The following is a 22509-nucleotide window of genomic DNA, read 5'->3' on the forward strand; positions in this document are numbered from 1 at the left end:
TCGTTTTACTTTGCCAAATCATCCCAGGATACTCTTTGAAAGAGCTTCACATCTTTTATCAAACGACTGCCTATCACTTCATCTATATATTTAGGCGCCAATCCAAATCCAGGCCTAACACTTCTCACGTCATCTTTAGCTACTAATTCCCCCGCACGAATATTCCTTACAAAGTATAGTGAACGGCGAAATTTCACATTACCTTGCTCACTCGCTTTACGCCCATAGTCCACTTTACCAAGCGCCTGCCAAGCCGTTTTCGCATCACGGCACAAGGCTTTCAGCTCACTTGGTTCGAGAGAAAAACTATCATCCGGACCGCCGCCGGTACGGTCTAAAGTAAAGTGCTTTTCAATGATTGACGCGCCTAAAGCGACACTGGTAATAGCAGTGGTGTTATCCAGCGTGTGATCGGACAAACCAGTTATTAAGCCAAAGCGGTCGATCATATCAGGGATGGTGCGCAGGTTATAATCCGCAGCGGGTGCTGGATAGCCACTGACACAGTGCAAAATCGCTAATTGCCTACAGCCTGCTTCTTTTGCGGTTGTAATCGCTTCTTCAATTTCTTCAACATTGGCCATGCCGGTCGAAATAATCATTGGCTTGCCGGTGCTGGCAACATAGCGAATTAAAGGTAGATCAACGGCTTCAAAGGAAGCAATTTTATAAGCCGGTGTATTCAGGTCTTCTAATAAGTCCACCGCTGTTGAATCAAAGGGGGAACTAAAGATTGTGATGCCAACCTTTCGAGCATGTTCAAACAATGGTTTGTGCCACTCCCATGGTGTATGCGCCTCCTCATACAACTCATAGAGAGCCTTTCCAGCCCACAGACCTCTTTCTATCATGAAATCAGGCTGGTCAGATTTCAGTGTTATGGTGTCGGGCGTATACGTTTGTAGTTTTACTGCATCGGCACCTGCTCTTTTAGCCGATTCTATTATTTGAAATGCTGTCTCGATTTTACCATTGTGATTAGCAGACATTTCAGCAATGATATAGGGCTTACAGGCCTTACCGATCGAACGGCCCGAAATTGCGAAGTCATTCATCATCATGTTTCTCTATTGATATTTTGTACTTATGCCCGTCCAATTCAAACCAAGCAGGATAACGACCAGGATCACAGAGGCGCATTAAGTTAAACTGATCCATTATTGATTTACTTGGATCAATCTTACTATCTAAAGGGGTTCTTTTTCGATAGTACGTTAATGAATCTGCATTTTCTTGTATGAATGGTCTAACTTGCGCATGCTGTTTCAGAGCTTCCTGCATTAGGCCTATTTCCGCTCGAAACAACGCATCATTAATTTCGTACCAAAGCATTGTTTTTGCAATTTGGATCTTTCGTTTAAACCAGATTTTACCTGAGTCAACTTTATCTTCGGCTTCCAAAAGGCAGAGGGTAATCGACGTTTTTCCGTTTACAAGATCCCAAATATGAGGGCTCCAACCTCGTCCATTAGGGAGGTCGCTTGCATGTAATATTAGAGAGTGACGATATTTACTAAGATATGAAATGGGCACTATTTCTGAGCATGAAACAAGAAATAAGAAGTCACCATGGGTTAGATCTTTTGTTGAGCTTACTAGATTAACATCATGTTCATTGCTTATTTCTGATATCCAGCGATCTAGGTACATTTTAACTGGATGATCAAAATTACTACAAATAATGGTAATATTCACGAGATGCATTCCTCCATCACGGAAGCAACTCGCATTCTACCTAATCCATCACATATATCACGAGACCGCCTTGATAGCCCTTTCAACACTCTAGTCGATAAATTAATTTTTGATACTGACTCTATCAATTCTTCAGTAATATGGTCACGATCAATGCAGATTGCAGCACCTCTATCACTCACGGCCTTCGCAAGTGGTTGCTGATTCGCGGCAAGTACAATCAGCAAAGTGGGCAAACCTACGCAACATCGTTCCCAAGTCGTGCTACCTGCGGCACCTACTGAAAGGTCTGCTAGGTACATTCGCTCAGCCATATTCGTTGCATTTATTTCGACGGAGGCCTTGTAGGGTAAATGCTGTACCTGCTGGCGAACAGCACTCAAGTATGGTGAGTTCGCACCCATGACGATGTCCACTTCAGAATTCTTCGGCAACTCTGACAGGGCTAATGCACTTAGCACTCGGCCTGTCATATTGTTTTGATCAACCCCTCCAAGCGAAACAAGTATACGTTTTAGCTTAGGGCTTGAACGTCGCTTAAGGCTATCATTGCGTTGCAGGGCGAATTCTGGTCGTAACAAAGCGTAGCTGGGGCCAATCAAGCACTTTGTATTACCCTTTAACAGATCACTGTAATCGTTTGCTAACCTCCCAAGATTTTGGTCAAGCAAAATGTCGCAATAGTGTGGCCTGTTAGCTAAATCATCAATTGCAACAATACTACCCACGAAAGGGGCTACGCTCCCCTCCCACTGTGCATCCAGCGCATAATGATCAACGACTAACCAGTCATAATGACCGTCTTTTAACGAAGTAATTGTCTGCTCGGCATCTACTGACCAAGGCACGCTAAGCCAGGAATCGTAGTCATTGCTCGCTTTACTAGTTACAGGATTGCCACCTGGTAAAAGTGTTAACGAGTATCCTTTTGCTTCAATGTAGTCTCCCAAATGACCGTCATGGGCTCGGCAAATAAACAGGCACTCATGCCCTTTGCAAGCTAGTTCATCGGCGAGCGTTAAACATCGCATGACATGGCCGGTACCTATCGATATTGATGCATCAACTCGGAAAGCAACTCTCATTGGCTTCTCACGAAACTGCACTATTCAAAATGGTAATTTCATCAATTGAAAGAAAGCGGTTATTGGTGCCTGAGTCATAGCAAAATCCCTGCTCTACATAGTTTCCTGACTCCCCTAACCTATTGGTCAAATAGTCCACATCGGTGTCTAGGAACTTAATGGCTGGACTGATGACGTAATGATCAGAGAATTCCACAGTGCGGTAAGAATCATCACGCGGTACCATTTTTTCGTGTAGTTTTTCACCAGGGCGAATGCCGATTATTTTGTGCGGTAAATTAGGAGCGATCGCTTTAGCGAGATCAACAATGCGAATGGAAGGGATTTTTGGGACAAAAATTTCGCCACCATACATGCGCTCAAAACCTTTCATCACTAGCTCCACCCCTTGATCAAGAGTAATCCAGAACCTCGTCATTTTTTCGTCAGTAATCGGTATTTCTTTAGCGCCCTCTCGCACCAACTTTTGAAAAAACGGTACCACGGAGCCACGAGATCCAACAACATTGCCATAGCGCACTACTGAGAACCTAGGTTGAGCACCACCGACCATATTGTTAGCAGCTACAAACAGCTTGTCAGAAGCTAGCTTTGTTGCACCGTAAAGATTGATTGGGTTCGCTGCTTTATCGGTTGATAGCGCAATGACTCGCTTTACGTTATTGGCAATCGCGCCAGCAATGACGTTTTCAGCACCGTTAATATTTGTGCGAATGCACTCTGTGGGGTTGTACTCGGCTGCAGGCACCTGTTTCAGTGCGGCAGCATGTATCACATAGTCTATGCCACGCATCGCCTGAACCATCCGGTCTTTGTCGCGAACATCGCCAATAAAGTAACGCATACAAGGGTCGTTATACACCTGCTGCATTTCGAACTGTTTAAGCTCATCGCGTGACAATACAACCAACCTTTTGGGTTTGTACTGCTTCAAAATACGCTCAATGAAGCGTTTACCGAATGACCCAGTGCCACCGGTGATTAAGATTGATTGATTGTCGAACATGCAGCCCCCTTCCACGCCACACTGACGTTAAATTGACAGTTATGTAACTAAGCGTAGCAAAGAAAATGCCAACAGTAGAAAAAACACGATGAAAGCCAGCGTTGCTTAACAGCTAACAACTGATTCAGTTCCGACCTCGTGTTAACGCTCCATGGCATGTGGCAATCGAAAATCACTAATCGGCAATTATTTGACACCGCTAGTAGAATCTAAAACTTTCAGAGGCAAAATTTTGGCGAGGTAAAATAGCCCGAGCAGTAATCAAAAATCGCTGTTTTCTGAAGTAAATGTGCAGTTTGATTGGGCTGCCCAACGCACCACTGTTTTGCCCGAAGTGCTCAACAAAGCCGAATAACCCGCACGATTCATTTTTTAAGCAAGCAAAAGCAGTTGCTGGCTCGGCAGTTTATGCAGTATTACTTGCCAGAAAGCTTGGTTAGGCAGTTGAACCTAAACTCGCTCAGGCTTCTCAACACTAGTTATATCAATAAACAGTTAAAAAGTGTTTTTAGTAATGTGGTGTTCGGCTGCGAGCTTGCAGGTAGGCCAGCCACTATTAGTTTGCTGATAGAACACCAGTCAACGCCGGACAAGTTCATGCCTGCACGGGTGGGGCACTACATGTTTAGCCTCTTTAGTCGGCAGTTGCGCGAATTAGAAGGTGATTTACTTCCTGCTGCATATTGTATGGTGTTTTATCACGGCGACCCGTACCCTTATTCCATGCACTTGGCCGACTGCTTTAACGACCCACTAGGGCTAATGCAGAACCTGTTCGGTGAGCCCATTCCGTTAATCGATGTGAACGAATTACCCGAGGAGCAACTGCGGCAACAGCAGCAAATTGGCATGCTCGCCCAGTTGATGAAACACATTCGTGATGCCGACATAAGCCCAATCTTAATAGAGTTGTTGAGCTGTTTCGAAGGCGTTAGCGCCACAGATCAAGTAAAGTTGGATTTTCTTCGCTCATTGCTAGAATATGCCTTGGCGGCAGGCCAAACAAACGATGCGCATTTAGATAGCGTATTGGAACAGGTAAACGAATCCGCTACTCACTTTGGAGACAAAAATACGGCCACTATTGCAGAATTGTTGCGTCAGCGCGGGTTGAAAGAAGGTATCGAGAGAGGTAGACAAGAAGGGCTCGTAGCCGGAAAGCTCGAAACAGCAAAAGCAATGATGGAAAAAGGTTTTGATACCGCTCAAATCGCAAAAATTACCGGGCTAACTATTGACCAAGTTGAATCTTTGAAGCATTGGTTTGCGGCGATACACGTTGCCCGACAAGTCGTGCAACCGACGGTTAGCGTTATGTTCGTGGCGGGGCGTAGGTTTTACAAACCGAAGGCTTGGGAAACAATGTGTGGTAAAGATTGATGTTGTTCGGTACGGCGGAGTAACCAACAGGGGTAATGATGAAAAAGCTTCCAATAGCGGTAAGTAGTTTTGAAGTAATGCGTTCTACCGATTATCTATACGTCGACAAAACGCACATGCTCGAAGCTTTAACTAGTCAAGGTCGGTACTTCTTCCTCTCGCGCCCGCGCCGCTTTGGTAAGTCTTTATTACTCGATACCATGCACCAGTTGTTTGAAGGCAAACGAGAGCTGTTTCGAGGTTTGCATATCGAGCCTAATTGGGATTGGTCGGTTTGCTACCCAGTTATTCGTCTCGACTTCGGCAGTGGCACGTTAAAATCGCCAGAAGAGCTTAAAGAGAAGATTGGCGAGATGCTCCGTCACAATGTCAACCGTTTGCAGATTCGCACAACAGCACAAACTTCATCGGGCGTGTTAGCTGAACTGATTGAAGGCAGTGTTAAGCAATACGGTCAAAAGGCAGTTGTACTCATCGACGAGTATGACAAACCAATTTTGGATAACATTGAAAACGATCCCGTCGCACAAGCCATGCGCGATGGGCTCAAAAACCTGTATTCGGTGTTAAAAACTCAAGATGCGCACCTGCGCTTTGTGTTCATGACCGGGGTGAGTAAGTTCAGTAAGGTAAGCTTATTTAGTGGCTTGAATCAGCTAGAAGATATTAGTTTAGATGAGCGATTTGCGACCATTTGTGGTTATACGCACCATGACTTGCAAACGCTATTCGCCGATCATTTAGCGGGCGTTGATTGGGCCAAGTTAAAGCAATGGTACAACGGCTATAATTTTTTGGGTGAGCCAGTCTATAACCCTTACGATATTCTGCTGTTTATTAGTAAAGGGCACTCCTACCGCAACTATTGGTTTGAAACGGGCAGCCCTAGCTTTTTGATGAAGCTGTTTAAACAGCAACAGTATTTTTTGCCTGAACTCAGTGACATTGAGGTAGGCGAAGAGATTCTCGACAACTTTGATGTTGAGCACATCGATCCAGTCACTCTGTTATATCAAAGTGGCTATCTCACCATTAAAGAAACACGCAGGCGGATGAACGATCAGCTGTTTTTTGTGTTGACGGTGCCCAACCAAGAAGTGCAGCAAGCTTTGAATACTCACCTAGCTGGCGGTTACGCGCAGCATGGCTCGCCAACACGGGCGTCTTTGCAGTTTAAGCTGTTTGATGCGTTGAATGAGGGTGATATTGCTGGTTTAGAACAGCATATCAAGGCGCTTTTTGCCGGCATTCCATGGCGTAACTACACCTATAATGAACTCGCCGATAGCGAAGGGTTTTATGCCAGCGTGTTGTATGCGTTTTTCGCCAGTTTAAATGCAAGCATTCGAGCTGAAGACATTAGCAACCATGGCCAAACGGATCTGACCATTGAGCTGGGTGACTTTGTGTATGTGATGGAAATTAAGCGTGATACCTCACCAGATTATGTTGCCGGTGAGGTAAACCCAGCGCTTGAGCAAATTCAGCAACGTGGTTATTCGGCCAAGTATGTGGGGCAAGGTAAAACCGTGTTCGAGGTGGGTATGGTGTTTAATACCCATCAGCGTAATTTGGTGCAGTTTAGTAGTAAGCAGGCGTAGGTTTTACAAACCGCAGGTTTGGGAAACAATGTGTGGTGCACCATAATCGTGGAAACATTGGTTTTTGGTGATACACGTTGCCCGACCGCGAACGGTCGTACAACCTACGCCTCTATAACCTGCCAAATATCGAAGCCTTCTGCTGCTAACAAGTTAACATGGCTACCGGTGGCCTGGGCGTTTACTTCTATGGCTTCGGGTGAGTATGGGTGAGGGAAATAATGTGGTTCTATGTCGAATGCGGTCATGGCGTCTTGTTTGTCTAGCAAATGCTCAGAAATATCCACTCGCCATAGCTGGCCTTGCATATGTAATACTTGTGCAATGGTGCACACTGGGTGCAGGGCCATTTCGGCAGCGCTTAACAATAATCGCGAGGCGTGTGAGCGGCTGTTGGTTGGCGGTAGAATTAGGCGTTGTGGTTGTAGGTCGGTCAGTAGGTTTTGAATGGCGCTTGCCATGCTATTTGGCGTTACGTCGTCGACTTGCTGGTCAAGTACGTGCAAGTTTTCCGGGTTAACACCCAGTACTTTTACCGCACGTTTGCTTTGCGCGAGCAGCTGCAAGCTTTCGTTTTGGGCCTTGCTTTCACCTAGGCTGTAGTAGGCAATGTGAATATCTGCACCCTGTGCCGCCCATTTTGCTAGGCTACCCCCTAGGTAGCGAATATCTTCTCCGGGTTGTGCGGCCAGTACAACAATTTTCATAATAGGCTCCCTAAGGTGCTCAATGTCAGATTTACAAGATCAGTTAAAAGATTGGTTAGCGCGAACTCAGCAAAATATAGACCAACTCAATAGTGGAGAGTTTAGCCAAGATTTGGCCAATATGATTGAAGAACGCGATGCCGCGTTGAAAGCCTTGCTCGATCCCATTCCAGAAATGCCGTCTGAGTCGGAAACGGCGTTAGTAGGTGCTTTGTTTGATGCCATCGGCGTTGAACGAGAAGCCCTGCAGCGTATACAAGCAGGCATTGCCGATGAGTTAAATAAGGCCAAACACAGTAAAACCGCGTTAAAAGCGTATGGCAAAAAGTAGGTTTCACAAACCGCTGGTTTGGGAAACAATAGGTGGTGCCGTAATCGTGAAAACATTGATTTGTGGCGATACACGTTGCCCAACGCAAAAATACGCGTCGTACAACCTACAAATAATTAAACAAACTTAACCCGGCGACTTTGGCAAAGGTTTGTTGGCTGGCTTGCAGTACAAAGGTTTCCATTGAAAACCTGGTAATGGCCTCGGCGTAGTCGAGGTCTATCAGCTCTGAGCGCACAGCGGTGGCGCTAAGCTTGAGGTCTTCGAGGGTGTTTTTCGTGGTTTCTAGCACGTTTAGCCTCGCCCCCACTTGGGCGCGTACTTCGGTTACACGATCTAGGCCGTTTTCTAAGTTATCTAGGCTGTTGGCAATCAAGTTGTTTAAAGCTTCCGATTGTTCAGCACTGTCGTCTAAGGTTTCTAGGCCGTGTGCCAATCGATCAACACTTGCCAATAACGGCTGTTTATTACTGGTTTCTACCACAAAGGTATCGCCGGCGCTCGGTTCACCAATAATTTGCACTTGCAGGCCGCCAAATGGAATTTCCCTTGCTTGCGCGAATGGTACGTTTACCTGGCCATCAATTGGCTTTTTGGTGGTTTTGTTGACCACGGTATAGTTTGGTGATGGCGGGTCGATGTCTTGCGGGTTGTTAAACACAATAATGGCGTCGTCTGGGTATAGCTCACTTTGAAACTTATCCTGATCAATCACCACACCTTCCAAAATGCGCCCGTCACCGCGGTTAATTGGGTTAGCACGGGTTAAGAAGCTGGGTTCGGCGGCGGGGACATCAACGAATAACCGTTTGCCGCTATCGCTAGTCGCTACCTTGGTCGTGGTGGCAATTTGCAGAAAGCGCTGGCCTTCATCACCATTCCACTGCACACCACCGCCAGATAGGCGCTCGAATGGCTCGGTATTGCCAGAAAAACCAGAAAACATGTAGTCGCCGTTCGAGTCACGACTGTTCATCAGCGCGAGTATTTCGTCGGAGCGCTGGCGGATTTCGGCGGCAATAGCTTGCCGCTCGGTGATGGTTAATGAGCCGTTCCCTGCTCGGGTTGCCAATTCGCGCACCCGCATGACCGACTCTTCAATGGCGTCTAATTTGGTTTCTTCTTGCTCTAAGCGTGAACGCGCAGCGTCGTTGTTGGTATTAAACTGGGTGCTTTGGGCAATGGTGGCATCTAGCTCTAGCACACGGCTAGCGGCCACTGGGTCGTCGGCTGGGGTCACTACTTTGCGGCCCGAGCTAATTTGCTCTTGCACCTTGTCTATGCGCGAGTTGAGTCGCTGCAGGTCACTTAACCCGCTGGAAAACACCTGATATGTCGAAACCCTATCTACCATGGGTTACTCCTAGAATGATTGTAATAAGGTGTTAAACATTTCGCGTGCCACCTTGATAACTTGCGCGTTCGCTTGGTAGGCATTTTGAAATTCAATTAACCGCGAGGCTTCTTCGTCCAAGTTCACCCCAGAGATTGCCTCACGCCGTTTCGACGCTTGTTCTAGCACCCCCTCGGCGGCTTCGGTGCTAATTTGTAGCTGTGCCGTGCGCGTACCGATGCGCTCGACCATTACGCCATAGGCTTCGTTGAACGTAAGGCCACCATTGTTGGAAGCCAAGGTGTCCTCTAGTTGCAAACCGGCCATGGCCAAGGCATTGCGGTTGTCGTTCGATGGGTCTTCGTTCCAATCAATCGTAAAGCTGTCGCCCGGTTCAGGGCGGCCATTTAGTTGGAACTGCACGCCAAAATCGATTACTTGTGGATTCGTGTTGCGGTCAAAGCGGTTGCCATAGGGTGGCAAGGTTTCCATTGTCACATTTGGGTCTAGTTCTACATCTACTTGGCCACCAATGGTTAGCTTGGCGGAGTCGTTATTGGAGTAGCCGCCCATTTTGGTAAGCAGCCTAAATTGCAACTCACCCGTTGGAGACACTTCTATTTCGCTACGCCCCGGGCCAGTAAGCTGAGCATTAATTTGGCGCTCTACCTCATCCATCCAATCGTCGGCTGTGTCGAACTTTTGCCCCATCACCACTTCGCCGGTGGTACCGTCGGGTAGGTTAAAGTTCCATACGTATGGGCCTTCGGTGGCGAAGTCAAAACCACGCTTATCACTTAACAAGCCTTTTAAATCACCTTGCACAATTGGCAGCTGGTAGCGCTCACCATTAGAAACCTCAAAAGTATCGCCCGGCTCGGAAACGGCTGGGTCTTCTTTATCACCGCGCATTTCAATTTGCACGTCGTCGCCTTGTGTGTCCACAATGCGCAAAGTAGAGCCGTCTGATGTTGCGTATACCCCCTGCCCTTGCAGCTCTAAGCTGTTATTAATACGGTTGGCAATAAAGTCAGCGGTAATATCACTTGGCAGTTCACGAATAACGTCATCGCCCCACTGGGTAGATTGGCTACCCACTAGGTCTTCAGTGAGGTTCACACCATTAATGGTTATTTCTAACGGGTTGGGTGGTGCATACGGTGGGTTGCCATTTTTAAAGTTGGTCAACTCTACCGTTGTATAAGCGCGAGCGGTTACCCCATTTAACGAACTGAGTGTGGTGGCCACTTCTGATGCCGGAGCATTGGCAGGGAAGTCGATGGTGCGCTGCATCGTGCTGTCGGTTTCAGCGTCGTAAATATCAAACTTTAACCGCTCAGGGTTAAAGCCGTTGCCCGGCGTTAAGTCTGTAGCGCTAGCAAGTTGTTTAAACGGCTGAAACGGTACCTGGCCGCGCTGGCTGCGCACAAGGCTTAAGCCTTCGGTGTCGGGCAGCAAGTTGTTCGACGTGCCCGGAATATAAGGCAAGTGCTCAAGAGGCGGTGTTAACGCTTTCGGGTTTAGCGGGTCGCTATTGTCGTAGATGCTATAGCGGTTACCAGGTTCGAACATAATCAATAGCGGCGGGTCTAGCTTGTTGTCTTGCGCTAAAAACTTGCTATTGCGGTTGAGAATTTCACCTTGATTTACTTCACCACTGCCCATGTTGCCAAATGCAGTTTGGGCTTTCACTGGCGATGCCAAGGCCAGCTCATCGGGCTGGGTAACGGCTAGCTTTACATCTTTGGCAGCAAAGCGTGTTGGCGACACCAAAAAGCGGTCACCGGCTTGGAAGGTGCCCGAGAACAACTCTATGTCCATGCCCTGAAACTCAATGGTTTCGGGGAAGTTAAACTCAACCGAGCCATCTTTAAGAATGGTGTTACTACCTACTTCGCGAATTTGATAGTTGTACGGGCGCGGGCCGGGAAATTCTAGATAGAACTCCTTACCGGTTAATGCACTGGTGTCGGTGATGCTTACCGACATAACGCGATCGTTTGGTGGTGCATTGGTTTGCGCCGGTTCAATGCGGCGGTTTTTCGCTTCTTGGGTGTTAAAATCTTGGAAGAAGTTCTGCCCCCACTCACCTGCAAGCGTTAAACCATTTTTGTGCGCATGGTTAATTTGGTCGGCAAAGCCAACCGCCAAGCGGCCAAGTTGCTGCATGCTTGGGTCGAGTGATTCTTTGCGAAAGTTTAATATCCCCGCTAACTGCCCACCTTGGTTAAGCGAGTCAGTTAAGAATACGGTTTCAACGTCGGATACAAATTTAATCTCTTGGCGGTCAGGGTCAAAACGCCCATCTACCACTTCAATGCTGTTAGCGGTGTAGCGCTGCACCAAGGCTTGGCCTGTGCCCAAGAAGATATCATAAGCCCCATCAATTTCGGTGACTTCCACGCGCGTCAGCTCGTTTAGTTGGCGTACCATTTCATCACGTTTATCAAATAGGTCGTTTGGTGGCGCTGTGGTTTGGTCGCCTTGATAGGTCACAATATCTTCGTTGATCTCAGCAATACCTTCGGCCAGCGCATTTATGTTGGCAGAAATCGCGCGCATTTGGCCGTTTAGGGTATCGTTTTGCTCTTCAAAGCGGCTTTGAATTAGGTGAAAGCGCTCTACCAAGCCACCGGCTTCGGCAATGAGCACCTCACGAACCGGCACATTAGACGGGTTACTCGCAGCGTTTTGAATGGCGCTGAAGAACTTATCCATCGACGGCGCTAAGCCGGTGCGCTCATCGGCTAACAAGCGGTTGATTTGCTCAATATTAGAGCGATTGGCATCCATATCATGAAATACGGCGGTATCGCTGCGCACTTGCTCGGTTAGAAACTGGTCGTGTAGGCGGCGAACACCTTCCAAGTTGGCACCATTGCCCACATAACCAAATCCTTTGTACTGTGCCAAGTTCGTGCCGATGACGACCTCTTGGCGTGAATAGCCGGGGGTTGAAGCGTTGGCAATGTTATGGCCAGTTGTAGATAGTGCAGTTTTAAACGCACTAAGGCCAGATATGGCAGTGTTTAGAGCATTCGGCATGGCTTAGCCCTCCGCCATTGCCACTTGCAAGCGGCTGCTTTCAGCAAGTGAGATAATTTTTTGGGCGTAATTTGGGTCGGTGGCATAACCGGCTTGCTGCAAGCCTTCAACATAACCACGGCTGTTTCCTGCTTGCGCTTGCGCAATGGCAGGCTGGTAGCGAGGGTGACCGTTAACGAAGTCGACGTAGTCGTTGAGTGACTCGTCGTAGCTGTTGTAAGCGCGGAACAGGTCTTTCATATCTAAGCGCACACCATCACGATATTCGTGTGTCATGGTTTCGGCACTGTTGCCTTGCCAGTCGCGATGCGCCTTAATGCCAAACAAGTTGTGGCTGTTGTTGCCCGCGCTATCGCGAATCACTTTTTGCCCCCAGCCGGTTTCTAAGGCGGCTTGGGCAATAAGGTATTTAGGGTCGATGCCTAGTTTTTCGGCGGCCTGCTCTGCGCCTGCGCGAATTTTATTAACGAAGTTGGCGATTTTTTCTGCCACTGGGTCCGTTTGACTGCCGTCTAGTTTGCTAGTGATTGGGTGAGCGTTTACTTCTTGGTAAATACTTTGCACGGGTTCGGCACTGCCCGGTTGGCGTGGCGTGCTGTCAAAGCGTGGCGGTAAAATGGTGCGATTGCTTTCATCAAGCGGCAATACTTGCGGTGATTTATTGCCGTTGCCAATTACTTGGTCGTGTAGTTGGTCGTATAACTGATCGGCGAGCCCCAAACCACCATCAGCCGACATAGACAGCGCCATTTGTTCGTCGCTCATTTGCCGCCAAGTTTGGTAGGCATGGCTATTGAACATGCTGTCGTCGTTGAGCAGTTTCTCGGTTTCGCGCGCTGTTTTGAGCATCATTTGGATGAACATCGACTCAAACTGCTGAGCTACCGTGCGTAATGCAGCCGAATCATCGGTACGCGCTTGCTGGCGTAGCGAGTCGAGTCCGCTCATGTCGGTATATACAAAGCTGGCATCTACTTGAGTCATGCGTGCTCCAATTAAAGTTTGGCTCTAATTAGGAGAATGCAATAAGTGTGCCGGAGTTAAGAAGCGTCACCCCCGAGTGCTTTTATCGGGGGTCCAGTTGACGGATGTGTGATCCCTAGGTGACTAGATTCCCGCCTTCGCGGGAATGACTGGGTGTATCGCGGGAATGACTGAATGAATCAATTATTCAAACAATCCTTCGGCGCTGTCGATGTCGCCGATGCGAAAATCAATTGAGCGAACACGGTCTAGCTGACTGTTGCTGATTTCCGGCATGTTGTTTTCTACGATGGTTGGGCGAATAAACAACATTAGGTTGGTTTTGCGCGACTCTTCATAGGTTGAGCGGAACAAGGCACCAATCACTGGCAGGTCACCCAATACCGGAACTTTTACCACGCCCGTGCTGCTGGCTTCACGAATCAAGCCTCCCAGTGGTGCGACCAAGCCGTCTTTTACGAATACGGTGTTGGTAATCGCTCGTTTTGATGTGGTCACGCCACCTGAGGTCGCCGTACCTTTTGAGTCTTCCACGGTTAGGTTTACTTCTAAGCGCACGGTGCCATCATTCTGGATTTGTGGTTTTACCTTCAGCTCAGTACCAATATCTTTCTGCTCAAAAGTGGTAAACGGGTTGTCGTTGTCACCATCAGTACGCGTTGGTACAGGTACGGTTTCACCAACCGACAGCACAGCTTCCATATTGTTCACTGTCATCGTACTTGGCGTCGACAATAGGTTGCTGCTGGTTTCCGAGGCCAACGCCTGCAGGAAGGTGCCCCACACGCCAATTTGATCACCATCAAATGACAGCTCGCCACCTACAACACCTGAAATACCAGATGGAATCACTTCCGTTGCACTCAAAGGGTTTGTACCAATAGCATTAACAAGCGGCGCAATGCCTACCTGACCACTTTGCGATACTTGCTGAACCAAAGCCGGCACCGAGATACCACCCGATACATCCGTTGGAATCATCCCCCACTGCACACCCAAGCGGTTGTCGTCGCTAATAGTGAACTCAACAATGGCAGCTTCAATCATTACCTGTGAGCGTTTAATGTCTAACTGATTAATAATGCTGCGCACTTCTTCAATAACCGCCGGCTCACCGCGCACAATTAAAGCGTTCAAGTCGGTGTCTGCCAGAATGGTTACGTCACTTACCGTTGGCGCACCATCAGCAGCGTTTTCTTCTGCTACCTGTCCGGCAATGCCACTAAGTGTTTCGGCCATGGCTTCGGCGTTGGCATGATTAAGGAAAATCACCTGAGAAGAAGACAAGCTAGGCGCTGGTTTGTCTAGCTCGGCAATCATTTCTTTTACTCGTTCGATGGCAGTGGTTTCGCCTTTTAGGATAATACGGTTGCCACGCTCATCGGCTACCAAGCGGATGTTGCCAACCCCCTGGCGTGTACCTGTTTGAACTTCTTCAGGGTTTAGCTGCTCTAGAAGCTGGATAACATTACCAACCCAGGCTTCTTTTAACTCAACCACGGCAATTTCTTGGTCACCGGTGAGGTCAATGGCTTCAATAATTTCAACCAAGCGGTCTACGTTGTCTCTGTGATCATGAATAATTAGCGAGTTTGTGTTTTGAATCACCGATAAGTGACCATAGCGCGCAACAAATGGGCGCAGCACCGCCACTAGTTCATTGGCGGCGGTGTTCTTAATTTCAACAATGCGCGTGACCACTTCACCACGGGGGCCGTCATCTAGGCCAATACCACGGTTATCCTCTACGGCGCTGTCGAGCATTTTGGCATCGGCCGACACGGTAATGCGGGTAATGCCATTGCCGTCATCAATGGCAGTGAAGCCGTTGATTTGCAACACAGCAAGAAACATTTCGTAAATTTCGTCAGGCGTTTTCATTTCGTCTGACAAAATGGTCGCGCGACCATTAACTTTTTGATCAACAATAAAAGTTTTACCGGTAATCTCTCGAACCTGATCGATCAAAACACGGATCTCTTGGTCACGGAATGTCCAGTTATAAGTTGGTTCTTCTGCCTTCGCCAGCGCAGGAAAACTGACGCTAACCATTACAGCCAGTGCGATTAAAATTCGTTTCACGCGTTATCTCCCATTAAAACAGCGAAGGAATTCGATACTTTATTATAACATTTCGGCCATCGCGGATAACATCCACCTGCAGTGAAGTCTTGGCCATAACAGATTGCAAGCGACGGGCATCAATTGCTGGGTCACCAACGGGTACACCATCAACCGCGACTACTACATCACCAGGGCGCAGCGATGCGGCCATCAGTAAACGAGCATTGCCCGTTACCATGTAGCCGTTGTCTACCACACGCAAACCATAGCGCGCTAGCACTCGCTCTGGGTCTTGCTGGGCACCCTGTATAATGCTTTGCGCCATGTTTCGGGCTTCTTCTGTTGTCGAAGGTGCACCCGGTGGGATGGCATCTGCAGACGGGCCACGATTAGAACTCACGGCATTCTGACTACCGCGCTGAGTACTGCGGTTAGTGAAAGTAGTTGTCGTACCAGTAGATTCGTTCACCCGGTAAACCGGTGCCTGCCCCACTGAAACCGACGCCATACCAGTGTTTGACGTTTGAGTTAACCCTGTGCCATCGCCAATCAACTGTTCGTCGTTAAAGGCTAATGTCTCTTCTGTGCCATTGCGATCAAAAATCACTCCACCAGGGTAAATCGATTTAATCGTCGCTTGCCCATAAACAGTGTCACCAACGCGGAACAACTCACCACGCTGACCAGCGGATCTAGCGATACTCGCCGTACCTGTGCCGTTAGGGCCAGCCATTACACCTTGCAACTCAAAGGTCAGTGGTGTGCGAGGCGGTGGTGGCGCTGGTGTTGGAACGGGTGTTGGTTGTGGCGCTTGTGGCGCTCGGTACTCACCAAACAGATTGGCTTGCGCTACTTCAAGGGCTTGCATAGCAACCGACGCACCAGAAGATAGCTGCTCTGGTTGCACGGCTGGTACAACAATTTCTCGTTCGGTTGTCGCTGCTGTCCAAATGATTTGCGACACCACATAACCCGCCAACGTCACGCAGACAAAAACGGCGAGCGAGAGTCCAAACTTACTTGCTTTGATTGCGTTCATTTACATCCCCAACGCAGGCATCGCGATTTGATTTTCAATATATATATCAGCAGGATTGCCTGAACCCATGCCAAATAAACTAGGTAGCGCATTATATACTTTGTATTGTGCCAACCCTTCCGCTACTTCAGCATCACCAAGTAGTAGGCCGTCTTGAGTGAGCAGTCGCGCATTAATGCGGCGATCGTCACTGGCTTCGATCAGAGCGATCATTGGCGGCACGTTAACGTTTACGTCGCTGAAAAGATTATAGGTTGCTAAACCACCATCATAGCTGATGGTGCCTTCTGCAAATGTGAGCTGGCCGTTGTTTATATGAGCACTAACGCCTGCAAGGTCGATCTCACCCGGAGCGTCTAGGTAGATGCCGCCTAGGTAGGGCTCAATCTGATTTAATAGCCAACCGGCCTTCACGGCACCGGTTAAGTTGTTGAGTTGGGTGGATAACGGAGCGAGTGAGCCAACTAGCTCACCACTTTCAGTATTACCAACCGTTAACTGCCATGAAAGTGGGAACTGATATTGCCATTCGGCATCCAATGCTACTTGATTCACTGATACTGCACCCTTGCCTTGCCAAATGGTTCCCTGCGCTTGTTGTAATGGCACAGGCATACCCAATTGGCGCTCAGCAATGGATGCGATCACCGATACTGGCGCCCAAATGACCAGCGACAGTATCAAGCTAACGACAAAAACCGCTACAGACGCTCGCAAACCCATAATATTGTCATTCTTCCTATTCATTTAGCCGAACATGTAACCACAAAAGCAAAACAATTTGAAACGCCTATCAGTGCTTTTGCGATATTTGCCTCAGTTCGCTTGCGGCTGGGGTTCAGGTTAGCTGATATCGAAGGTATGGGAAACAAACCCATTCGTCACACCCGAGTGCTTTTGTCAGGTGGCTAGTTTGCTAACCTATTCGTCACACCCGAGCGCTTTTATCGGGTGTCTAGTTTGCTGTTTTTAAACGTGGTGGCTAGATTCCCGCCTGCGCGGGAATGACTGTTGCCCGGCCAAAAACGCAAAAACCCTCAATGCAGAGCATTGAGGGTTTTAGAGAGTTGATTGCTTTATGTTGACTTGCTGGCCTCGAATGTTGGCAAACTAGATTCCCGCCTGCGCGGGAATGACGGGATCAGCAAGCTTTTAAGCAATCTAGGCGGATCACATCATGCCGCCCATGCCACCCATGCCGCCCATATCTGGGCCTGCCGCTGGTTTCTCTTCAGGGATCTCAGCTACCATAGCTTCTGTAGTGATCATTAGAGACGCAACAGATGCTGCCGCCTGCAGTGCAGAGCGCGTTACTTTAGCTGGGTCTAGAATACCGAACTCAACCATGTCGCCGTAAACGCCTGTTGCAGCGTTGTAGCCGTAGTTTGAATCGGTAGACGCTTTCACATTTGAAAGTACAACAGACGCCTCATCACCAGCGTTGGTAACAATCTGACGTAGTGGCGCTTCCATTGCACGCAGTGCAAGGGTGATACCAGCGTTTTGGTCTTCGTTGTCGCCTGTTAGCTCACCAAGCTTGCTTAGTGCACGAACTAGTGCAACACCACCGCCAGGTACAACACCTTCTTCAACCGCTGCGCGAGTCGCGTGTAGCGCGTCGTCAACGCGGTCTTTTTTCTCTTTCATTTCTACTTCAGTGGCCGCACCTACTTTGATCACTGCAACACCGCCAGCTAGTTTAGCCATGCGCTCTTGTAGCTTCTCTTTGTCGTAGTCTGAAGAGCTGTTAGCAATTTCTGCTTTAATTTGCTCAACACGTGCGCTGATAGCGTCGTTATCACCGGCACCGTCTACAACCTGAGTGCTTTCTTTGGTTAGGTTAACTTTTTTCGCCGAACCAAGGTGCTCAAGTGTTGTCGTGTCGAGTGATAGACCCACTTCTTCAGAGATGACTGTACCGCCTGTTAGAATAGCGATATCTTGCAACATAGCTTTACGACGATCACCAAAACCAGGGGCTTTCGCAGCGGCTACTTTTACGGTGCCACGCATGTTGTTAACAACCAGTGTTGCCAACGCTTCGCCTTCAATGTCTTCAGCGATGATCATTAGCGGGCGACCTGATTTAGAAACTGCTTCTAGTACTGGCACTAGGTCACGAATCGCAGAGATCTTCTTGTCTACTAGCAGAACGTATGGGTTCTCTAGTTCAGCCGTCATGTTTTCGTGGTTAGTTACGAAGTATGGCGATAGGTAACCGCGGTCAAACTCCATACCTTCTACTACTTCTAGCTCATCAGCGAAGCCTGAACCTTCTTCTACTGTGATTACACCTGAAGTACCTACTTTGTCCATTGCATCAGCAATTAGCTGGCCAATGGTGGCATCAGAGTTAGCAGAAATAGTGCCTACTTGAGCAATGGCTTTGCTATCTTCACAAGGCTTGGCAATCTTCTTCAACTCTTCCACAACGGCGGCAGTGGCTTTGTCGATACCACGCTTGAGATCCATTGGGTTCATGCCAGCAGCAACAGCTTTAACACCTTCATTTACAAACGCTTGCGCTAGTACTGTTGCAGTCGTTGTACCGTCACCAGCATTGTCGTTGGCTTGTGAGGCAACGTCTTTTACCATTTGCGCGCCCATGTTTTCAAAGCGATCTTTTAGTTCGATCTCTTTGGCAACCGATACACCGTCTTTCGTGATCGATGGCGCACCAAATGACTTCTCAAGTACCACGTTACGGCCTTTAGGGCCAAGGGTAACTTTAACCGCATCGGCTAGTAGGTTTACGCCAGCAACCATGCGGGTGCGAGCTGAATCACCAAATAAAACTTCTTTTGCAGACATACTCAGAATTCCTCAATCAAGTAAACGTAAATTAGGCTTCAACTACCGCTAGGATGCTTGCTTCTTTAACAATCAGCAGCTCTTCGCCTTCAATTTTGTGTGTGCTAGCAGCGTATTCTTCAAATACAACTGTGTCGCCCACTTTTACAGCCAACTCACGTACTGAACCGTTTTCTAGTACTTGGCCAGCACCTACCGCAATCACTTCACCTTGCGATGGCTTTTCCTTCGCTGAACCCGGCAGAACGATGCCACCAGCAGTGGTTTCTTCTTGCTCTTTGCGACGTACAACTACGCGATCGTGTAATGGACGCAGTTTCATGTACTGATCTCCTGAAAAATAATGAATAGTCAACGTTTCTTGTTTGTCTGCGGCTTTTCACCGCTTGCCTCCCCTATCTAAGGTCGGCAAAGTTAAACTCAAGGGGGTAAGCTAAATTTTTTTAGTCTTCCCGCTCATACTCGCCTTCCAATGTATGACCCTGGCGCGGGCGCTGCGGTGCGTCATCTGGGCGCTGCGAACCTGGTTCACCCATTGGCGGCTCATCGTAAATAGGGCCACTCGAATTAACTTTCAAGAGGCTACCTCGCGCCCACATTACCAATCCGATAATATCGGTTAAAAAGCCGGGCAAAGTCAGCAACAAGCCGCCAATTACAGGAAACAACCGTGAGTTGCTAGCCGCTTTTACCCCTAAGCGCTGCACATCTTGCAACCATGTTTCCGGCGCACGCGCTGCTTCTCGGCGCAACAAAGCGCCACCTAAAAAGCTTGAACCAAAAAACAATACAGCTGTGCCTAAGAAGCCAAACCAGCTTGCCATAGCAAACAACAAAAATATCTCTATCAAGAAGTAGAGCATCACAGGTACCATCAACACTGGCATAATCGCCTCCAACGGCAATGCAAAAAAGGTCTTGAATAGAGTGATATCTGGTCGATCCGATAAAAATCAACCCGTTATACATATAATTGGCGCCGGCGCCTTGGGTGCTAATGTTTACCAGCAACTTAAAAACCTTGTGCAGCCGGTACTGGTAGGGCGCCATGCGGGTCGCCGGTTAATTGAAGGCCAAGCCATTGAGGTGCTGAGTTGGCAACAAGTGGAACAGATAGACACAGCCATTATTTGCTGCAAGGTGTATCAACTAGCGGACATCATTGCCCCGCTAGCCGAGCGATTATCAGCAAAAAGCCAGGTTATTAGCCTATGCAACGGCATGGGTTACGACCAGTTATTGAATCAGTTACCGGGAACTTTTTTACCAGGGGTTACCACTGCTGCAGCCTGGCGTGAGGATGATCAAGTTCATCTTATAAGCCCTGGCACCACAACAATTGGCGGTGCCGCACAAGCCCCCCTTTGGCTGAGCAAAACAAGTTGGCAATGGCAGCCAGATATGCAGGCTCAGCGCTGGACAAAACTAGTGGTCAATGCGGTGATTAACCCAATGACGGTGCTTTATAATGTGCGCAATGGTGCACTACTACAGCCACCTTGGTATGAGCAAGCCTGCACGCTAAGCCAAGAGTTGAACACCTTGGTTGCACAACTCAGCCTTGATATACCGGATGTGAGTGCTACCGTGAAGGCAGTCTGTGAGGCAACTGCGGATAATTTTTCATCTAGTAATCAAGACGCTAATGCTGGGCGGCCAACCGAGCTGCCTTGGATATCTGGTTACATTCTGCAACAAGCTGCCGCACAACAAGTTGCCATGCCCACCTACACTAAGGTGTGTGAACAGTTAAAAGAAGAGGGATATGCTTCGCAACTGGTATAGCCGACTGGCCATTCGCCATAAGGTCACTGTATTAACCGGCACAGTATTGGGGCTAATGCTGCTCCTGCATGCCAGCATGATTGCCCTAAGTGGCACGGCAACCCAACTGCAATGGTGGCTATTTGGCATCGCGGCTACCTTAGCGGTGCTCTCTATCTTTCTGGTTTGGCGGGTCATCAAGGTTACCGTTAACCGCCCTGTTACTCACCTCAGCCGCATTGCTCGCTTGGTTGGCGAACACGACAGCCATAATGCTCGCGCTCAGCCTATGTACGATGATGAAGTCGGCCAGCTGGTGCGCTCGTTTAACCAAATGCTCGACCAAATTAGCAGCCGCGAAACGGCGTTAGAACAGCAAAAACTCATTGCCGAGCAATCGATTTTGGCAGTTCGCCAAAGCAACGAGCTGCTAGAGCAAGAAAACCGAGTGCGCATTGAAGTTGAGCAACGCTTAACCGAAGTGCAAACCGACCTAGATGCAATGATTCGCTACATGCCATCGATTATGATTGGCCTAGACGATCATCAAGTGGTGACCTGGTGGAACAACGAAGCCAAGCGTATTACCGGGGTACCCGCAGCCAAGGCTGTTGGAAGCCGCTTAGCCAACAGTTTTAACCTACCTGTAAAAGCCTTTGCGGCCATTGAAGAAGCCTTGCACCAGTTAGAGGTAACTCACTTCGACAATGTTGAATACAGCATTGATGGCCACGACTACATTCTGAACTTGATGATTTACCCAGTTGACCGCGGTGGCCGCACTGGTGTGGTGCTAAGGGTTGATGACATTACCGAGCGCCACAAAATGAGCGAGGTAATGATTCAAACCGAAAAAATGATGTCGGTGGGAGGCCTAGCGGCTGGCATGGCTCACGAAATCAACAATCCGTTGAGTGCCATCACACAGGGAGCGCAAAATATTCGCCGCCGGCTATCCACTGAATTGCCAAAAAACAAAGCCGTTGCCGAGCAGCTCAACTTTGATCTAGAGCGCATGCAGCAATACTTGCACCAGCGTGAAATTCTTAACTTTTTAAACCTGATTCAGCAATCAAGCCAACGCGCCAGCAATATCGTCACTAACATGCTGCAGTTCGCCCGTCGCAGCGATGCCTCACTAGTAGAGGTTTCGGTATACAGTGTCATTGAGCAATCATTAAAGCTGCTAGAGTCGGACAAAGACCTCACCCAAGCACAAAGCAATAACGACATAAAAATTCGTTTTGAAGTCGCACAAGCAGACATCTACGCGCCTGTTGTGGCAGTGGAATTGGAGCAAGTGCTCGTTAATATTCTGCGCAATGCGCATTATGCAGTTCGTAAAAGCAGCCGTTTTGAGCAACATGATGGCTGTATCAATATTCGCTTGTGGCAAACTGAGCGCCACGTTCATATTGATATTAGCGACAACGGCATTGGCATGAGTGATGCCGTGCGCCGGCGCGTGTTTGAGCCTTTTTATACCACCAAATCAGTCGGAGAAGGCAGTGGCCTTGGTTTGTCGGTTTCCTATTTTATTATTACTAACCATCACCATGGCACTATGACTGTGAGCTCGGAACCTGAAGTTGGCACAACATTTTCAATTAAGTTACCAAAAGCTGAACGGATCAACTAGATAGGAAACTAACCACTGGTGATCT

Annotated in this window: 19 protein-coding genes; 5 read left to right on the forward strand and 14 right to left on the reverse strand. The window is 48.4% G+C overall.

Features of this window, described 5'->3' with window-relative positions; genetic code table 11:
• Nucleotides 1-5: 5 nt before the first annotated feature.
• The 4 genes from pseI to pseB are packed head-to-tail and all read right to left on the reverse strand — an operon-like array spanning nt 6 to nt 3786.
• Nucleotides 6-1061, reverse strand: coding sequence for a pseudaminic acid synthase (pseI, locus tag DUW71_RS03730; protein WP_233546018.1), 1056 nt, complete (start codon nt 1059-1061; stop codon nt 6-8).
• Nucleotides 1048-1695 carry a formyltransferase family protein gene (locus DUW71_RS03735; protein WP_199671145.1) on the reverse strand — a complete coding sequence of 216 codons (648 nt, stop codon included), beginning with the start codon at nt 1693-1695 and terminating at the stop codon, nt 1048-1050. The genes pseI and DUW71_RS03735 overlap by 14 nt, the downstream gene beginning before the upstream one ends.
• Nucleotides 1692-2780: a UDP-2,4-diacetamido-2,4,6-trideoxy-beta-L-altropyranose hydrolase gene (pseG, locus tag DUW71_RS03740; RefSeq protein WP_119393901.1), complete on the reverse strand. Its 1089-nt coding sequence runs from the start codon at nt 2778-2780 to the stop codon at nt 1692-1694. Before pseG ends, DUW71_RS03735 begins: the two co-directional genes overlap by 4 nt.
• Nucleotides 2781-2787: 7 nt before the next feature.
• Nucleotides 2788-3786 carry a UDP-N-acetylglucosamine 4,6-dehydratase (inverting) gene (pseB, locus tag DUW71_RS03745; RefSeq protein ID WP_119393902.1) on the reverse strand — a complete coding sequence of 333 codons (999 nt, stop codon included), beginning with the start codon at nt 3784-3786 and terminating at the stop codon, nt 2788-2790.
• A gap of 390 nt (nt 3787-4176) precedes the next feature.
• Here pseB and DUW71_RS03750 point away from each other — a divergent pair, with 390 nt between their 5' ends.
• Together DUW71_RS03750 and DUW71_RS03755 are read left to right on the forward strand one after the other, a co-directional pair.
• Complete coding sequence (locus tag DUW71_RS03750; protein ID WP_267896644.1) at nt 4177-5166, forward strand: Rpn family recombination-promoting nuclease/putative transposase; 990 nt, start codon at nt 4177-4179, stop codon at nt 5164-5166.
• A gap of 38 nt (nt 5167-5204) precedes the next feature.
• Nucleotides 5205-6767, forward strand: coding sequence for an ATP-binding protein (locus DUW71_RS03755; RefSeq protein WP_119393904.1), 1563 nt, complete (start codon nt 5205-5207; stop codon nt 6765-6767).
• Between the two features lie 104 nt (nt 6768-6871).
• Here DUW71_RS03755 and DUW71_RS03760 read toward each other — a convergent pair whose 3' ends face one another.
• Complete coding sequence (locus DUW71_RS03760; RefSeq protein ID WP_119393905.1) at nt 6872-7474, reverse strand: PIG-L deacetylase family protein; 603 nt, start codon at nt 7472-7474, stop codon at nt 6872-6874.
• A gap of 22 nt (nt 7475-7496) precedes the next feature.
• Here DUW71_RS03760 and DUW71_RS03765 point away from each other — a divergent pair, with 22 nt between their 5' ends.
• Nucleotides 7497-7805 (forward strand): hypothetical protein, encoded by a 309-nt coding sequence (locus DUW71_RS03765; protein WP_119393906.1) that lies wholly within the window; start codon nt 7497-7499, stop codon nt 7803-7805.
• Between the two features lie 106 nt (nt 7806-7911).
• On the opposite strand, the gene flgL is transcribed toward DUW71_RS03765, so the two are convergent.
• The 9 genes from flgL to DUW71_RS03810 form a co-directional block, all read right to left on the reverse strand.
• The gene (gene flgL / locus DUW71_RS03770) at nt 7912-9159 is read right to left on the reverse strand and encodes a flagellar hook-associated protein FlgL (RefSeq protein WP_119393907.1); all 1248 of its coding nucleotides are present in this window, start codon (nt 9157-9159) and stop codon (nt 7912-7914) included.
• 9 nt (nt 9160-9168) lie between these two features.
• Entirely contained in the window at nt 9169-12183 is a 3015-nt protein-coding gene (gene flgK, locus DUW71_RS03775) for a flagellar hook-associated protein FlgK (RefSeq protein ID WP_119393908.1), read from the reverse strand.
• A gap of 3 nt (nt 12184-12186) precedes the next feature.
• Nucleotides 12187-13167 (reverse strand): flagellar assembly peptidoglycan hydrolase FlgJ, encoded by a 981-nt coding sequence (gene flgJ / locus DUW71_RS03780; RefSeq protein WP_119393909.1) that lies wholly within the window; start codon nt 13165-13167, stop codon nt 12187-12189.
• A gap of 183 nt (nt 13168-13350) precedes the next feature.
• Complete coding sequence (gene gspD / locus DUW71_RS03785) at nt 13351-15249, reverse strand: type II secretion system secretin GspD (protein WP_119393910.1); 1899 nt, start codon at nt 15247-15249, stop codon at nt 13351-13353.
• Between the two features lie 13 nt (nt 15250-15262).
• Nucleotides 15263-16270 (reverse strand): type II secretion system protein N, encoded by a 1008-nt coding sequence (locus DUW71_RS03790; protein WP_119393911.1) that lies wholly within the window; start codon nt 16268-16270, stop codon nt 15263-15265.
• Nucleotides 16271-17017 (reverse strand): type II secretion system protein N, encoded by a 747-nt coding sequence (locus tag DUW71_RS03795; protein ID WP_119393912.1) that lies wholly within the window; start codon nt 17015-17017, stop codon nt 16271-16273. It lies immediately after the preceding gene.
• A 423-nt stretch (nt 17018-17440) separates the two neighbouring features.
• Nucleotides 17441-19081, reverse strand: a complete 1641-nt coding sequence (gene groL / locus DUW71_RS03800; protein ID WP_119393913.1) for a chaperonin GroEL — start codon at nt 19079-19081, stop codon at nt 17441-17443.
• A 31-nt stretch (nt 19082-19112) separates the two neighbouring features.
• On the reverse strand, nt 19113-19403 hold the full coding sequence (locus DUW71_RS03805) for a co-chaperone GroES (protein ID WP_119393914.1): 291 nt from the start codon (nt 19401-19403) through the stop codon (nt 19113-19115).
• 121 nt (nt 19404-19524) lie between these two features.
• Nucleotides 19525-19968, reverse strand: a complete 444-nt coding sequence (locus tag DUW71_RS03810; protein WP_119393915.1) for an FxsA family protein — start codon at nt 19966-19968, stop codon at nt 19525-19527.
• Nucleotides 19969-20008: 40 nt separating this feature from the next.
• On the opposite strand from DUW71_RS03810, the gene DUW71_RS03815 reads away from it, so the two are divergent.
• Both DUW71_RS03815 and DUW71_RS03820 read left to right on the forward strand, forming a co-directional pair.
• Nucleotides 20009-20866 (forward strand): ketopantoate reductase family protein, encoded by an 858-nt coding sequence (locus DUW71_RS03815; RefSeq protein WP_267896645.1) that lies wholly within the window; start codon nt 20009-20011, stop codon nt 20864-20866.
• On the forward strand, nt 20847-22484 hold the full coding sequence (locus tag DUW71_RS03820; RefSeq protein ID WP_119393917.1) for a sensor histidine kinase: 1638 nt from the start codon (nt 20847-20849) through the stop codon (nt 22482-22484). Before DUW71_RS03815 ends, DUW71_RS03820 begins: the two co-directional genes overlap by 20 nt.
• Nucleotides 22485-22509 lie beyond the last annotated feature (25 nt).

It is taken from the genome of Salinibius halmophilus (assembly GCF_003577475.1).
GTDB lineage: Bacteria > Pseudomonadota > Gammaproteobacteria > Pseudomonadales > Natronospirillaceae > Salinibius > Salinibius halmophilus.